We start from the raw sequence: 15,523 nt of genomic DNA, 5'->3' as shown, positions 1-15,523 counted from the left end.
TTCTAATCCTTCCCCGTTCGCGGCTCCATGAGAGCGATGAATTCCTCTGCTTCCGGCCTGACTAGTGTTTCGTAGCTCGGAACACGCACGAGTAGAGTCGTGGTGAAAAAGCGCCTTCCATGCAGCCCTTCAGGCAGCTTTCTCTCTCCGCTGGTCAGCAGGGCAAGATACTGTTCCACCAGATGCGTCGTGCCCCAGAAAGCGGCCGCGCATCCGCCGCCGAACCGTACGTTGATCTCCGTGAAGACGATGCCGTCGGGCTGAAGGAATCCCTGCACACAGGAAGGCCCTACTACCTGAAGTTCTTGCAGCAGTTCGGCGATGAGCAGTTCCAGATCCGGGTGGTGGAAGGTCTCGGTGACCGTGGACATGCCCGAGCGCGTCCGCAGCCGCCGTCGGGCGACGACGAGCGGCAGATCCGAGCCCGTGTACAAACAGTCGGCAGAGAATTCCTGTCCCGTCAGCACTTCCTGAACCAATCCATCCGGATTCCGGGCCAGCCAGGCATCCAGCTCCGGCCGACTGGAGCAGACCATGGCATCCGCCCCGCCGCTGCCCGAGCGCGTCTTGACGAACACGCCGGCAGCCGGGAGGAGATCAGCGCGCAGGTCATCTGCCGAGAAGGAGACCGGCGTTCGGAATCGGGAGTCCCGGCTCAGCCGGCCTGCAAACTCTGCCTTGTCCGAGCAGACCCGGACCGTTTCAGGTGCGGGAATCCACTGCGTCAGACCCAACTCGCTCAGGGTGTCCACCTCGTGGGCGGCGTAACGCACCTCGGCGTCCGTGTTGAAGCTGACGCAGTCGGCTCCGAAGTCCTTCGCTGCCTTCGCCAGTGCTTCGAGGTAGGCGCCGCCTTCCGATGCCAGAGGGAGCAGTTGCGCCCGATGGGAGTTGGTCAGCAGTGCAGGGCAGAGGGGATCGGCGTCGGCCCAGAGGACCTCGTACCCGAGCTGCTCGGCTTGCAGCGCCACTGCGTAGCCGGATGCGCCGCCGGTTCCCGTGACAACTATCCGCATACGGTCCATTTCGTTCTCGAGCTCGCAGGAGTCCCCGCCGCGGGGCGGGAGGAAGCAGTGCCGTCGAGCACGCGACTAGTCCCACTCTCCTCGGGCCACGATCTCCCGGACGCGCTCGCCGAAGGTCGGGTCTGCACCCGGGTACGGATTGGCGATCACGGTGCCCTCTCCGAGGAAGTGGGCCATCCCGCGGCCCATCTTGCGACCCGCTTCGGTGTGGATGTCGAGCGCGTAGTCCGGGATGACCGGGCCACGGAGTCCCTTGTTCATCGTGTGGCGCGACCACATGCAGATTTCGTCCGTGGTCTCGTCCTTGGGGAACGCGACCAGGTAGCGGAGCGCCTGGACGAGGAAGCCCCAGCGTTCGCCGGTGCCCCGCTGCATGCGCATGCCCACGCGATGCAGGGACTCGACGACGAGTGTCTGCATGAATGTCCCGTCATTGCAGTCCGACACGGAGATCACCAAGAGTCGGTTCCACAAGTGCGCTTCCAGCTCCGGGCTCGTCTCGTACATCTCCCGGGCGACGAGAAGTGCCTCCTCCAGATTTCCCCTGCGGATGTATTTCTGCAGGGCGGATATCAACTCATCACACTGAAAGCCGCGGACGCTCGTCACGTCTGCCCAAGGATCTCGGGTGGTCGGCGGAAGGGACATGTTCCTCCTTGCAACTCGATCGGTGCCACAGCCCCTTGTCCGGGAGCTTGTGCTCGCTTCCGGCGGAATCTGTGCGATGTCACGGCGAGGCATTTCTCATTCCAACACGACCGCAAACGTAGATCGCGGCAGCGGGAAAGGGTAGGAACTTTCACGCCCCACAGCACCGGGTTGGAATGTCCCAGTTCGGCCGTTAAGGCGACGACTGTTCGCGGACGCGACGACCGAGCGCTCGCTCCGTGGCGGGCGATGTACGCGCCGGGGTAGCTGCAGCCCAGAGGGGACGCGAAGGTCGATCCGCTTCTCTCATTAGTTAAGAAAAGGCGTGTGCTCGTCTGGTTGGCTGGTTAACGACTCCGACGACGGCGAGACCATGAGGCTCGTGTGGAACTCGACTGGTCTCGGTGAGTTGCCGGGTCCACCCGGCGCGGGGTACGGGTGGCCCACGGACCTGGGCGGCCGGCCGAGGCGTGGGCCCCTCAAAGGTGGTGGCTGAGCAGGGTAATTGCCCGTCGGTGCAGATGAGTTGTCTCGCTCATCCGGACGTGCCGACGGGCTTTCGCGGTGAACGTGGACCGCTGCACAGTCGCGAGGCTCGCCGCCGGAGGTCGCCGAGTGGGGCGCGACTCCGACCGGTAGGTTGTCGTGCGGGCGGTGTCGTAGCGGTCGAGTCCTGTCGGTGAGGGTGAGAATCAGCCATCCGCATGACTACATGACTTTATTTAACTGGTGAAGGAACTTCCTGTCGTCTCGTGGCCCGCTGAACTGCAGTGACTGTCTCACTGGACGCTGACCTGTACGACGCGAGCGGCTCCCCAAGCCCCCTGCCAACAGCCGCCGATTGAGTTGCAAAAGAGGTCATAACGCCCCCGGGTAGGGGACGTGAATCTTGCTGCCGTTTCTCAGCTGCGGTGATCTACGTTTGCAACTGCGGTCACATGCGAGGAGCCGTCCTCCAGTTGCCAGGCTCTCCAGTTCGTTCCACCGTCGGGTGATGCCGGGCCCAGGTGCCGCCGGTATTGCTGCCCTGACGGGCGGTGCAGCGCCGGATTCCGCCGGGGGGCGGTGAGTACCGAAGCGCCAAGAGTCGTCACACCTGTTCCCGCTCGAAGTCCACCGACTCCGGGCCCTTCGCTGTGAAGATCGCCAGAGAAAGAGGAGTGAGCATGACCGACCTCATCCACGCGGTGCGCGACTGGTCCATGTCGGGATACCGGTTGCAGTCGATGATTCGGCTCGCGGAGCGCATTCCGGTGCTCTCGGACGACCTGCGCTACTCCTTCGGCCTCGTGGACCGGCCCATGTACGCCTACGGCGTGCGCAAAGCCGTGGAGCTGGCTCGCTCGCTGAAGCATGACGGAGTGACCGTACTGGAGTTCGGTGTGGGGGAGGGCGGCGGCCTCGAGGCCTTGAGCCGGCACGCGCGGCGCTACTCCCGCAGCAGCGGCATCGACGTCCATGTCTTCGGCTTCGACACCGGTCACGGGCTGCCTGACTCCACCGACTACCGAGATGTGCCCTACATGTGGACGCAGGGCCAATACCAGCTGCGGAAGGACGAATTGCTCGCTCGGCTCGCCGGTTCCGCCCAGCTGGTGCTCGGTGACGTGTCCGAGACGATACCCGAGTTCGTTCGCACCCACGCAGACCACCTGATCAGGAATCCTCTGGGGTTCGTCTCCTTCGACCTGGACTACTACTCCTCCACCACCTCGGCCCTGGCGCTGTTTCGCGACGCGCACGACGAGCACCTTTTGCCGCGCGTCACCGGCTACTTCGACGACATTCTCTCCATCGTCGAGGAGACCGGTGAACTCGCCGCCATCGCCGATTTCAACCGTGCGGAGAAGAAGGGAATCATCGGCAAGGTGAACGCCCTGCGCAGCCACCTTCCCTTCGACCCCCTATGGGCCGACCAGATATTCGAGTACCACCGCTTCGAACACCCGAACTACGGCCGCCACGAGTCGGCACGGAACAATCCGAACTGGCGCCCCTGAGCTGCCGCGCGCATCGGGAGTCCTACAGGAACCTCGTTGGCCACGACGAGGAGCTGAACTCTGGGGTACAGACGCGCGCCTTCATGGCCGTGGCAGTGCTTCCTTGCAGTGAGCCGTGTGCATCGTGACGTTGCAGGTCACGGGTGTGGTGTGCGTGGGGTTCTCGATACTCGTGCCGGTCGCGGGTGGATGACTTCGGTGAAGATCGTCGGTCAGCGGGAGACTTCGCGGTTCGTCAGGACCAGCAGGGCCCTGACCAGGGCTGTTGCCCACGTCGGGCCCGTGCGGACCTTGCCGAGGACCCGCCAGTTCTTGAGATGGGCGAAGCCGTGCTCGACCGGTGCCCGGACGGCGGCGAGCGCCTTGTTGGACTGTTTCTGCCCTCGGGTCAGGGGCCGGTTGCGGGCGGCTTTGTAGCCGGTGATCACCGTCGGGTCGGCGTCCGGTCCGCTGTCGTCGAGGCTGGTGAAGCCCAGGTCGGCGATGGCGCCGAGCCCGGCCGCCCGAAGTTTCGCGGTGAGCTGGTCGTGGCGGCAGGCGGTGATCTCCGAGGATCGTCCGGGCCGGGCAGCCGAGACCCACAGCAGGCGGCCCCGGTCGTCGGTGAGCGCGATCACGAGCAGGCCATGGCATTTGTGCTTGCCGGAGTAGTTCTTCCGGTTCGCCGTGCCGGTGCGCCGCCGGGTCCGCATCAGGGTGCCGTCGAGCAGCACCACTCCGCCACCCGTTCGGGCGATCTTCTTCAGGGCGCGGTCCAGGCGCTGGGCGCGGGCGGCGAGCAGGCCGACGGCCTCCCGCACCCACCGGGTGGCGGTGGTGCGGTGCACTCCGTTGCCGTCGGCGAGGTCGCCGGGGCGCTGGTCACAGCGCAGCACCGCCAGCACGATGCCGGCGATCTTCCCCGCGGGCAGGGCCCGCCACCGCGAGCCGATCTTCTTGCAGTGGCCGCGTATCAGGGTGGCGCTCGACAGCGGCAGGCGGGCGGTGTAGACAAGGCCGTCAGGGCCCGCTCGGCGACCAGCAGTTCCTCCCGCTCGGCCTGGACCTCCTGCAGCTGCTTGGCCAACTCCTCAGCGAGCGTGTCCAGTTCACTGCGGCGAGCGATGATCCGCTCCAGGTCCCCCATACCCTGCACCCTCCCGCGATCTCAACCCGTACCGCCCCGGTCACGGATCGTAGGAGCGGTCCCGCGACGAGCGCAGCGGAACCCGAGAACCGCCTCAGCCGACAGGGCAGACGATCTTCACCGTGGACACCCGCCGCCGACCAGCACGGGCACGGCAACTCGCCCGCACACCAGCCCACCTCACCTGCACGTTTCACGATGCACGGGTCTCACAGCCCCTATGAGCGGGGTACTGGCTGTAGCTGTTTGACCAGGTGGAAGACCTCCCAGGCAGCGTAGCGTTTGAGGCAGCGGACGATTTCGCGCCGGGTCTTGCCCTCCTTGATCCGGCGCTCGTAGTAGTCCTGGGTGCGCGAGTCGACCCGTAGACGGGTGAACACGATGCGGTGGAGCGCGGCGTTGGCCTGCCGGTCGCCGCCGCGGTTGAGGCGACGGAACTGCCGACGTCCCGAGGAACGCTCGACAGGGCTGACACCGCAGAGGGCGGCGAACGACGCCTCGCTGTCGAGTCGTTCCGGGTTGTCCCCCACCGTGATCAGCAACGTGACCGCCGTGTCCGGACCGATCCCCACCACATCGAGAAGCTGCGGGGCATGCTGTTCCATGAGCCGGGTCAGACGAGTCTCCACGTCCCGGATCTGCTCGGAGAGCTGGCCGATCCGGTGAGCCAGCAGGCCCAGCGTGATCCGGGTGGCCTGCAGCACCGACTCCTCGCCGACCTCTTCGTGACCACGCGCATCGGTGAACTGTGCGCAGGTACGAAAGAGTTCGGCATTGCCCAGTCCGGCCAGCTCCTCCCGCAAGACGGGATCGGCAGTGACGAGTACGGCTTTGAGCTGATTGATGGCCGTAGTGCGGGCCTTGACGACGGGCAGCAGCGCGGTGGTGAGGGCCTGCCCGCGCACGGTGGCGTCGGCGACCGTGAACAGGGCGAGGAGCGCGGCCAGCCCGCCGGTGACGGTGCCCGTCAGGGAGTGCCCGGCGACCCCGCAGAGCACGACCGCGAGGCCGATGCCCAGCACGGCCCGCCCGGCGAAGCGCAGCCGCACCCGTCCCGGGTCCGGAGCCGTGAACGCCCTCTTCAGCACTGCTTCCCCTCCTGTGGACGGCACAGAAATGGCGCCGCGGGGATCCGCAGCGCCATCGACACCCCCCATGAGAGCACCGCCGGGCAGACTGGCTCAAGTCATCCCGATTTTGCTGGACCATTGGCCCACTCGCCGGAATCAGTTCATCCCTGACGCGGCGCCATTGGCACGCATCGGCGCGGTTGCGCTGTGAGCCATTGGTACAGTCGGGCAGATGGCCGTGGACGAGCTCGACACCCGCATCCTGCGCCTGCTGCTGGAGCAGCCGCGCACCAGCGTGCGCGAGTACGCCCGGATCCTCGGGGTCGCCCGGGGCACCCTGCAGGCCCGCCTGGACCGGCTGGAACGGGACGGCGTGATCACCGGTGCCGGCCCCTGTCTCTCCCCCGCCGCGCTCGGTCACCCGGTGCTGGCCTTCGTGCACATCGAGGTGACCCAGGGCCACCTCGACGATGTCGGGGACGCGCTGGCCGCCGTACCGGAGATCGTGGAGGCCTTCTCCGTCACGGGCGGCGGGGACCTGCTGACCCGGGTGGTGGCGAGGGACAACGCACACCTGGAGGACGTGATCCAGAAGCTGATCAGCCTGCCGGGCGTGGTACGCACCCGCACCGAGGTGGTCCTGCGCGAACGCGTCCCGCACCGACTGCTTCCCCTGGTCGAGTCCATCGGCCGGGCCGCACGCACCTGACGGCGTCCTGCGTCACCCGCACGGAGCAGCGCCGCCAGCCGTTCGCTCCGCCGGTCGTGCGATGTCCGAGAGGGCTGCCTAGCGTGACGGCATGACCACGACCTGGGCGAAGCCACAGCGACCGGCCACCGAGGACCGGCGGTGGCGGGCGCTCGGGGTGTGTCTGGCGGCCGGTTTCATCTCGCTGCTCGACACCTCCATCGTGAACGTGGCGCTGCCCTCGATCGAGCATGGGCTCGGCGCGAGCGATGCCGCCCAGTCCTGGGTGGTCTCCGGCTACGCCCTGACCTTCGGGCTGGCGCTCGTCCCGGCCGGCCGGCTCGGCGACATGCGCGGACGGCGCCAGGCCTTCCTGATCGGACTCGCCGTGTTCACGCTGGCGTCGACGGCCTGCGGGCTCGCCGCGAGCCCTGACTGGCTGGTGGTGTTCCGGCTGATCCAGGGCGCGGCGGCGGGCATGGTGGCCCCGCAGACCTCGGGGCTGATCCAGCAGATGTTCCAGGGCGCCGAGCGCGCCAGGGCCTTCGGGCTGCTCGGCAGTGTCATCGGCGTCTCGACGGCGGTGGGTCCGCTGGCGGGTGGTCTGATCATCGACGCGGTCGGCACCGGCGACGGCTGGCGCTGGGTGTTCTTCGTCAACCTGCCCATCGGGGTGGCCGCGCTCGCGGCCGGACTGCGGCTGCTGCCTCGGTTTCCCCCCTCGACCGGGCGGCGCGAGGAGTTCGACCCCGTCGGCGTGGTGCTCCTCGGTGGCGGGGTGCTCGCGCTGATGCTGCCGCTGGTGCAGGAGCAGCAGTGGACCGGGCGGCTGAAGTGGGCGCTGCTGCCGGTGGGCGGGCTGCTGCTGTGCCTGTTCTGGGCGTGGGAACGGCGCCAGGGCCGGCTCGGCCGGGCGCCCCTGGTCGATCTGGAGCTGTTCTCGCTGCGGTCCTTCACCCGCGGCGCGCTGATCAGCCTGAGCTACTTCGCGGGCTTCACCACGGTCTTCTTCGTTCTCGCCCTCTTCCTGCAGAACGCGGCCGGATACAGCGCGCTGGCCTCCGGTCTCACGGTGCTGCCCTTCGCGGTCTCCTCGGCGGTCGGTGCCGCCCTCGGGGGCCGGCTGGTGGTGCGCCACGGGCGCAGGCTGGTCGTCATCGGCCTCAGCGCAGTGGCGGTGGGGCTGCTCGGGATCGCCGCGGTGGCGTGGCTGGTGCCGCTGGAGGACCTGGGATGGGCCGCGGCGGTACCGATGATCATCGGCGGGATCGGCTCCGGTGTCACGGTCCCCCCCAATACGACGCTCACCCTCACCCTCGTCCCGGTGAAGCGCGCCGGCGCGGCCGGCGGGGTGCTGCAGACCGGCCAGCGCGTCGGCTCGGCGGCCGGGATCGCCGTGGTGGGCGCGGTGTACTTCGCCCACCTGGCGAACGGCGGCCCGGCCACCGAGGCGCTCCAGCTGGGCCTGCTCACGTCCGTCGGGCTCATCCTGCTGGCGTTGTGCCTGGCCGTCGCCGACCTGCGCGACCGCTCGCACGCGCCGCAGGACGACTGAACCCAGGAGGTCCTGGGCCGGCGCCCGTACGAACGGCGGCCTACGACCGGCGGCGGGGCTTTCCGCGTTTCGCCGGCTTGCCGGACTGGGCGCGCTTGGCTCCGCCGGCTGCGGCCCGGCCCTGTGCGCCACGACCCGCCGCGGCCGCCTTCTGCGACCGTTTCGGCTGCGTCCGCGCGCCCTGGGACCCCTGGGAGGGCTGTTCGGTCTGGCGGCCACGCGTGCTGTTGACCGTACGGCCGCGGACGATGCCGATGAAGTCCTCGACCAGGTCCGTGGTCGCCTCCTCGGGCCAGGACAGGGCGACCGTCGACCGGGGGGCGTCGGTGAGCGGCCGGTAGGTGAGGTCCCGGCGGTGGTAGAGCCTGGCCAGCGACTGCGGAACGGCCACCAGGCCGACGCCGGCGGCGACCAGTTCGACGGCGTCCTCGGTGGTGGCCGGGCGCTCGAAGGCGGGCTCGCCGGGCGGTGCGTCCCAGTCGAGGACGTCGTCCAGGGGGTGGAAGAGGACCTCGTCGGCGAGGTCGGCGACGGTGACCTCCTCGGCCGCCGTGATCACGTGGTCCTTGGGTACGACGACCACCGTGGCCTCGGTGTAGAGGGGGATCGCGCTGAAGAACGTGCGGTCCACCGGGAGCCGTACCAGACCCGCGTCCGCGCCGCGGGCGCGCAGCAGGTCGGACGCCTCGGCGGGCGTGACCTGGTGGAGGCTGAGAGGAATGCCGGGCAGCCGCTCATTCCAGATCCGAACCCATTTGGCGGGCGTCACGCCGGGGACGTACGCGAGCCGGAACGACGGTGTTTCCTCCGAGCCTGTCACCTGGCCAGGTTAACCGCCCGGCGGCGGCCGCCCCGCATCGGCCGTGGCCGGCGGCCCGGCACCGGCCGTGGCGGGCCGCCCCACGTCAGGCGTGGCGGGCCCCCCGCGTCGGCCGTGGTCGGCGCTCACGTACCCGGCCGATACCCTTGACCTCATGAGTTCGCACCAGACCACCCAGACGATGAAGCCCGCGACCGCGGCGAAGAAGCTGGGTGTGTACCTGCCCGCCACGCCCGCCGCCTTCCAGGAGGGTGTCGTCTCGCGCGCCGAGCTGACCGGACTCCAGGCGGATCCGCCCGAGTGGCTGCGCGAACTGCGGGCCAACGGGCCGCACCCGCGTCCGGTGGTCGCGGAGCGGCTGGGCGTGTCCATCGCGGGGCTGGCGCGCGGCGGAGTGACCGAGCCGCTCACCACCGAGCAGATCGAGGAGCTCAGGCGCGAGCGGCCCGAGTGGCTGGAGAAGGAACGCGCCACCCAGGCGGAGGTCCGCAAGGAGGGCGCACGCCTGAAGAACCTGAAGCGGGAGAAGGAGGCGCGGCAGGGCTGAGACCCTCGCCCGCGTGACGTCGGTACGGCCCCGGTCCAGGCGTGTCCGCCTGGACCGGGGCCGTTCGCGTACCTTGCCGCATGTCGTCGGACCGCCCAGCTCACCTGCGACGCGTTCTTACACCGTCGCCGAGGACCGCGCGGGGCGTTGTCAGTGCTCTCCCCTACAGTCGCCCTCACTTGATCACTGCGGTGCGGGGAGGCACGCATGGGGTGGGTGACGGCCGGGGACTACGAAGTGGCCCTGGACGACGGGAAGGTGATCTGCCGCAACGCGGCGGGACGGCGGCTGAAGTCCGTGCCCGCGAAGCTCGCGGACGATCCGGCGGTGGTGGGACTGCGGCAGCTCTCCGAGTGGCTGGAGCGGCACGAACGGCAGTGCCTGGCCGATGTGGAGCGGTGGTTGACCCGTTCCCTGCCGGTGCCGCTGGAGGTCCTCACCCGCGTCTGGCCGGACCCCGCCTGGCAGGCGGCGCTGCGCGACCTGGTGGTCACCGGCGCCGACGGCGAGGTCGCCGGTTTCCTGCGGGACGCCGACACCGAGCGCGGGCTCGGCCTGGTGGATCTCGACGGCGACACCGTGCGCATCACACCCGACCTGGTCCGGCTGCCGCATCCGGTGCTCCTCGAAGACCTCGAGGAACTGCGGGAGTTCGCCGTCGAGCTGGGCGTCGAGCAGCAGGCCCGGCAGCTCTTCCGTGAGGTCTGGCACCGCCCCGCCGGCCTGGACGCGGACGCCACGCAGGTCGAGGAGTACGCGGGCGGGGTCTTCAAGGAGCTGCGCTTCCTGCACGGCAGGGTCACACAGTTGGGGTACCGGGTGCGCGGCGGCCACGCGGTGTGCTCCGTGCTGGAGGAGGGCCGCGGGATCGAGGCCCGGGTGTGGGTCGGCGACTTCGACGCCTACTACGAGACCGAGACCGGCCCCCTGGTGTGGACCGATCCGGCGGGCCGGGCACTGAGGCTCAGTCAGGTCGGCCCGGTCGCCTGGTCGGAGGGCATGCGGATGGCGGCGGCGCTGTACGCCGGGCGGGACATCGAGGACGAGGAGCGGGCGGCATGAGCACGTACGACGACACCAGCACGGCCGCGCTGCTGGACGCCGGCGCGATCCTGCCGTCGGGCACCACCGGGCGCGAGGACGCCGACGTCCTGACCGCCCGCACCTACACCCATCCCGCTCTGGACGACCGCCCGGTGGTGCGCCTGGTGCCGGGCACCCTCGGTGAGGCCGAGGACCTGGCCCTGGAGTTCCTCGGCCTCGCCCGGGAGCCGGAGGCGCCCGAGGTCGGTCAGGTGCGCCGGGAGACCCTGGGCTTCCCCGCCTGGGCACTGGTCCACGACCCGGCCAACGGCCATCACGCCCTCGCCCTGGTCAAGGACGTCGAGCGGCTGGCCCGGCAGGCCAAGTCCAGGCCGGGCAACGCGAAGGAGGGCTTCGAGGCGCTCGGCGAACGGCTGGGCCGGGCCGTCCCGCACTTCCTGCCGACCTTCTACGAGCAGGCCGCGCGGGTCTTCCTCCAGTACGAGAACACCACCTACGCGGCGGCCTTCTTCGGCAAGGCCCGCGAGGCGGAGCGGGTGCACGCCCTGGCCGTGGACGAGGAGCGGCAGCGTGCGGTGTTCCTGGAGTTCGCCTTCGCCGGGGCGCTCACCGTCAAGGCGCTCAAGGAATACGTGAGGGACCTCGCCCGACGGCTCGAACCGGGCACCGCCTGGGCCCAGTTCCGGCAGCTGACGGTGGAGCGCTGCGCGGCCGGCATGCCCCCGTACGCCTCGCTGCCGCAGGACGCGCGCGGGCTGATCAGGGCGGCGGGGCTCGACCGGGTCACCGAGGAGTGTGCGCTGGTCGCCGATCTCCTCGCCTCCCCGGCCGCTGTGCGGGCACCGGCCTCCTTCTGGAACGCCTACCGCGGTGTGCTGCCGGTCCTCGCCGAGTCCCGGCCCGAGGTCCGGGTGCGGCTGCTGGAGATCATGCCGGCCGGGCTGGGCCGGGAGGTGGCGGACGACGAGTTCTGGCTGGCGCTGCTGGCCGAGTGCGGGGCGGATCTGCTGCTCACCTCCGACGGCGGGGCCGACGGGATCGACGGGGGCCTGAACGCGGCGGACTGGCTGAGCCGCTGGGCCCAGCACCGCAAGCACGGGGCGGCGTACTCGCATCGCTCCCCCGCCACGCTGGCGCTGGTCGAGCGGATGGCGTCCCGGCTGCGGGCCTCGGGGCGGCCCGTTGACCTGTTCACCGGGCGCTGGCAGGCCGGGGCCGACCTCGACCTGCTGGACCTGTGCGTGTCGGAGGGCGTCGCACTGACCGCTCCGGACGCGGACACCCAGGTGCATCTGCCGCTGAGCGCCTGGCTGCGCGACGAGCGGCCCGGGCGGCGGGATCTGAAGACGCTGGCCGCCGAATCCCGTTACCGCACCCTGCTGTCCGAGGCCGTCGAGGAGCTCGGGCGTGGGCGGGGACCCGCGGATCTCCCCCGGGTGAGCGCGCATCCGGTCCTCGGCGCGGTGCTGCGCGAGTGGCTGCGGGAGGCGACCGCTCAGTTCGCCGCCGCGGCCGGACTGCCCGGCGCCGACGCGAAGCTGCAGCGGCTGCGCCCGTTCCGGGCGGTCATGCCGGAGAGCCCGCCCGCCGTGCGAGGGCTCACCGCGTACGACGTCGTCCCGGTCCTCGGCCGTACGCTCCGCGCCGGACTCCTGGACGAACTGGGCTGGCCCGCGCTGGAGGACGCGCTGGAGCTGCTCGACTCCGAGGTGCGCAAGGACCGTGACAACGCGCTGTCGGTGACCGAGGCGTGGCCCGCGCTGATCCTGGCGCGCGGCCACAAGGCGATCGTGGTCGGCCCCGAAGGGGTGCTGCTCACGCACGACCTGCGGCTGCCGGCGGACCTGGACCGCTGGCAACGGCCCCGGTTCCGTTACGCCGACGGCGAGTTGCTGGTGCTGTGGCGGGACGGCTCGAAGCAGTACGGCTACTGGTCGAACCGCCCGTCCGAGGTGTTCTCGCTCGGCGGTGAGCAGGTGCCCGGCTGGTGGTCCGGCATGGACGCGGCCAACGCGTCGATCCCGCTGCCCGGCGGCGGCCGGGCCACGGGCGGCCACACCCTGCACGCGGGCGACACGGTCCTGCCGCCGAGCCGCCCGGTGCTGGGCGACGGCACCACGTACTGGCGTCAGGGCAGGCAGGGGCGGCAGTCGGTGTGGCTGGAGTACGACCCGGCGACCGGTGAGCACGGACGCGCCTCGCTGCCGGCGCTGCTGGCCTCGGCCGTCCGCGAGGACGCGTCGCTGCTGCACGGCTCCTGCGAGGTGCTGCCGTTGCAACCCGGGCTCGAGCACAGCCCGTTCGGCACCGACGGCACGGTCCTGGGACGCTGGGTGCGCACGGAGGGCGAGGGTGCCGAGGCCCGGACCGTCGTCGGTACGCCGGACGGGCGGACGGCGGCTCTGCGGGCGGACCGCGACGGCCGGGTCCGGGGGGTGCCGCTGGGCGGGCTGCGGCTGCCGGGCGGGGCCGAGCCGATGGCCGCGCAGACGCACCAGAGCGTGGCCCTGCACGCCGGCGACGGCACCGAACTCGGCCGGCTGTCCTTCGGCGAGGGCGGCGGGACGTACGCGGCCGGTACCCGGCTGGTGCCGCCGGTCGCGTTCTGGCACGCGCTGCGCCCCCGTGACGAAAGCGGCTCCGGTGCGCTGCGTGCCCTGAGCGACGAGGCGGCCGGCGCCCTGATGCGGGCGACGGCGACGGCACTGGACGAACGCCGGCAGGCGCTGGCCGGGGCCGGGCAGGACGAGCGGGCCAGAGCCGCGGTGCCGGCCGCCGACGAGGTGGCCGTGGCCGCGGTGGCACGGTCGCTGCCCGCGCTGACCGACCGGCGGCTGCTGACCGGTGTCGCCTCCGTCGTCCGGGCTGCGCTGCGGATCGCCGAGTCCGCCGTGTCCCTGGCCACGCCCGCGCAGGAGCGGCCTCGGCAGCCCCGGCAGCGGACCGAGGGGATGTTCGCCGACTACTCCCCCGAGCACGGCGGGGACCGGGCCCTGCACGACGCCGTCGCCGGAGTGGTCATGCTGCAGAACGCGTGGCAGAACGGCTGGGCCGCGCTGCGGCAGATCCGGTCGGTGAACCATGTGCTGTCCGGCAGGCCCGCCGACGGCAAGCCGCTGCCGGGACACGAGCAGCTCGCCGCCCTGGGCGACGGCTGGCTGAGCGACGAGCACACCGTCCCCGGCGTCGGCGCGATCTGGCCGGCCGTCCTGGGAGCGCTGCGCCCGCTCGCCTACCGGGCCGCCTCACCGGCCCTGACCGACGTCCAGCGCGAGCCGCTGCTCCTGCTGTTCGAGGCGCTGACCGAGGGACCGCTCGCCGGGCTGGGGAGCACGCTGCGCGAGGTGGTGCTGAGCGAACCGCACGACAAGCAGCAGCGGGCGGGGCAGGTGCTGCGCCGGAACGGCCGAACGGTGGTGGTCCTCGGCTGCCAGAGCGTGGACGTCCGGCAGGGCCAGGTCGAGTGGCTGGCCCTGGACCACGATCCGTCCGGGGCGTTCGGTGCCGTGGGGCACTTCACGCTGGTCCGGGAGACCCGGCACACCCCCGGGATTCCGGCGGACCGGCTCGCGGCCCTGACCCGGCTGGTCCGGGAGAAGGGCGCCGCACCCTGGCGACCCGAGGCCCCCGAGGCGCTGGTGGCCGCCACGGGCGGCGGGCTCGGTCCGCTCCAGGCCACCGTGCTGCTGGCCGGCCATCCCCAGGCTCCCGGCGCCGACGGCCTTGCCACCATCGGTCTCAAGCCTCGCCAGCGCGGCTTCGGCGCCGAGATGTTGAACTCCCTTGATCCGGCCGAGCAGCGGGCGCTGCTCGGCGCGCTCCTGCCGGACGACCCGGCCGACCTGTGGACGTCCGGCCCCGCCACGGCGGCCGCGGCCCGGCTGTGGGCCGAGCTGCTCGGCACCCTGGTGCGCCTGCCGGAGGATCTCAGCACCGATCTGGCGGGCATGGGCGTCTCTCACGCCGAGGCGGTGCTCAACCCCGGACGAACCCCTTGGCTGGCCCGTACCACGGTGTTCCGGCCCGACGAGGACGGCGACCCGGCGCCCGCCGATCCGTCGGCGGTACCCGGTTCGCACACGCTGGCCGGAGCCGTGGAGAGCCTCGCGGCGCTCGCCTATCTGCTGCCGTACGGGCATCCGCTGCGAGCCGGGCTGACGGACGGGCACAGCGCGCTGCGCCGCCGGCTGGCCGACCCCGGGCTGCTGCTCGAACCGGGCCTGGAGTGGACGGAGAAGGGCGGCCCGACCTCCGTCCAGCTGCGCAGGGTCTTCGGCCTGCCCGAGTCCGGCGGCGCCGACGCCGACGGACTGACCCGGGCCGGTGACACGCTGGTGCTGCGCCCCTGGTACGCGGAGACGGAGCACGTCATGATCCGGCCCGCCACGCTGAGCGGAGCGGACGACCCGGTCCTCGGGCTCCTGGAGGGGCTGGTCGGCGAGGGGCGCACCACCGGGCTGCGCGCCCTGCGGACGATCCTCGGCGACGACCTGGCCCGCGCCCTCGCCGCCGACGGGCCCGCCGGGTACGCCCAGGACCCTACGGTCAGCGTGCCCGCGCTGGTCGCCGAGGTCGCCTCGGCCCAGGGTCTCGGCGAGGACGCGGCGGCGCTCTACCTCCAATTGCTGGCGCTGCCAGACCCGACCGACCGCAACTGCGCCCGCTGGACAGGCTGGAAGCCCGCCCGGACGAAGAAGGCCCGCGCCGAACTGGCGGCGGCCGCCCTGGTCGTCGAGGCCAAGCGCCCGCGCGCCGGCCGCACCCTCTTCCTGCCGGGCGGCTGGCGCGACCTCAAGGCCCCGGCTCTGCCGGTGGAGACCTGGAAGGAGGCGCTCTACCCGGTCTCCGACGGCGAACGCACCCTCCCGCTGGTCCCGGTGCCGGAACTGTTCGCCCGCGCCTGGGAGCGCGTGCGGGCCGGGGACGCGCCCGCGTACGAGCAGCTGACCACGCGGGCCGCTCGCGCCGGCCGCCGCCGATGACCACGATCCGTACCACCG

At 71.3% G+C, this 15,523-nt stretch carries 12 protein-coding genes and 1 pseudogene; 6 read left to right on the top strand and 7 right to left on the bottom strand.

All coding sequences use genetic code 11. From position 1 onward, the window contains the following. Positions 1-2: 2 nt before the first annotated feature. The gene (locus ACFXI4_RS25755) at positions 3-1,016 is read right to left on the bottom strand and encodes an ATP-grasp domain-containing protein (RefSeq protein ID WP_384995043.1); all 1,014 of its coding nucleotides are present in this window, start codon (positions 1,014-1,016) and stop codon (positions 3-5) included. A gap of 75 nt (positions 1,017-1,091) precedes the next feature. After that, positions 1,092-1,673, bottom strand: coding sequence for a hypothetical protein (locus tag ACFXI4_RS25750; protein ID WP_384995041.1), 582 nt, complete (start codon positions 1,671-1,673; stop codon positions 1,092-1,094). A gap of 1,166 nt (positions 1,674-2,839) precedes the next feature. On the opposite strand from ACFXI4_RS25750, the gene ACFXI4_RS25745 reads away from it, so the two are divergent. After that, positions 2,840-3,673 carry a hypothetical protein gene (locus ACFXI4_RS25745; RefSeq protein WP_384995039.1) on the top strand — a complete coding sequence of 278 codons (834 nt, stop codon included), beginning with the start codon at positions 2,840-2,842 and terminating at the stop codon, positions 3,671-3,673. A gap of 212 nt (positions 3,674-3,885) precedes the next feature. On the opposite strand, the gene ACFXI4_RS25740 is transcribed toward ACFXI4_RS25745, so the two are convergent. The 4 genes and pseudogenes from ACFXI4_RS25740 to ACFXI4_RS25725 form a co-directional block, all read right to left on the bottom strand. After that, a complete protein-coding gene (locus ACFXI4_RS25740) occupies positions 3,886-4,650 on the bottom strand; it encodes a transposase family protein (RefSeq protein WP_384995203.1) in 765 nt (254 codons plus the stop codon). Beyond that, entirely contained in the window at positions 4,626-4,799 is a 174-nt protein-coding gene (locus tag ACFXI4_RS25735) for a hypothetical protein (protein WP_384995036.1), read from the bottom strand. Before ACFXI4_RS25735 ends, ACFXI4_RS25740 begins: the two co-directional genes overlap by 25 nt. Positions 4,800-5,017: 218 nt before the next feature. Then, on the bottom strand, positions 5,018-5,404 hold the full coding sequence (locus ACFXI4_RS25730; RefSeq protein ID WP_384995201.1) for a transposase: 387 nt from the start codon (positions 5,402-5,404) through the stop codon (positions 5,018-5,020). 258 nt (positions 5,405-5,662) lie between these two features. After that, a pseudogene (locus tag ACFXI4_RS25725) lies at positions 5,663-5,887 on the bottom strand (FUSC family protein); the annotation flags it as partial. Positions 5,888-6,101: 214 nt separating this feature from the next. Between ACFXI4_RS25725 and ACFXI4_RS25720 the strand changes: the two are divergent. Next, positions 6,102-6,578, top strand: a complete 477-nt coding sequence (locus ACFXI4_RS25720; RefSeq protein WP_384995033.1) for an Lrp/AsnC family transcriptional regulator — start codon at positions 6,102-6,104, stop codon at positions 6,576-6,578. A gap of 91 nt (positions 6,579-6,669) precedes the next feature. Next, entirely contained in the window at positions 6,670-8,112 is a 1,443-nt protein-coding gene (locus tag ACFXI4_RS25715) for an MFS transporter (protein ID WP_384995030.1), read from the top strand. Between the two features lie 40 nt (positions 8,113-8,152). On the opposite strand, the gene ACFXI4_RS25710 is transcribed toward ACFXI4_RS25715, so the two are convergent. Then, positions 8,153-8,932 (bottom strand): LysR family substrate-binding domain-containing protein, encoded by a 780-nt coding sequence (locus ACFXI4_RS25710; RefSeq protein WP_384995027.1) that lies wholly within the window; start codon positions 8,930-8,932, stop codon positions 8,153-8,155. A 154-nt stretch (positions 8,933-9,086) separates the two neighbouring features. On the opposite strand from ACFXI4_RS25710, the gene ACFXI4_RS25705 reads away from it, so the two are divergent. From ACFXI4_RS25705 to ACFXI4_RS25695, 3 genes are all read left to right on the top strand, one after another. Continuing rightward, complete coding sequence (locus tag ACFXI4_RS25705) at positions 9,087-9,479, top strand: DUF5997 family protein (RefSeq protein ID WP_384995025.1); 393 nt, start codon at positions 9,087-9,089, stop codon at positions 9,477-9,479. A gap of 207 nt (positions 9,480-9,686) precedes the next feature. Then, positions 9,687-10,541 (top strand): DUF4132 domain-containing protein, encoded by an 855-nt coding sequence (locus ACFXI4_RS25700; protein ID WP_384995022.1) that lies wholly within the window; start codon positions 9,687-9,689, stop codon positions 10,539-10,541. After that, positions 10,538-15,505: a hypothetical protein gene (locus ACFXI4_RS25695; RefSeq protein WP_384995019.1), complete on the top strand. Its 4,968-nt coding sequence runs from the start codon at positions 10,538-10,540 to the stop codon at positions 15,503-15,505. Before ACFXI4_RS25700 ends, ACFXI4_RS25695 begins: the two co-directional genes overlap by 4 nt. The last annotated feature ends 18 nt before the right edge of the window (positions 15,506-15,523 follow it).

The sequence above is a fragment of the Streptomyces sp. NPDC059224 genome (assembly GCF_042754285.1).
GTDB lineage: Bacteria > Actinomycetota > Actinomycetes > Streptomycetales > Streptomycetaceae > Streptomyces.
Note: the sequence above shows the minus strand (reverse complement) of the source record. Positions and strands in the feature narration are given on the sequence as shown.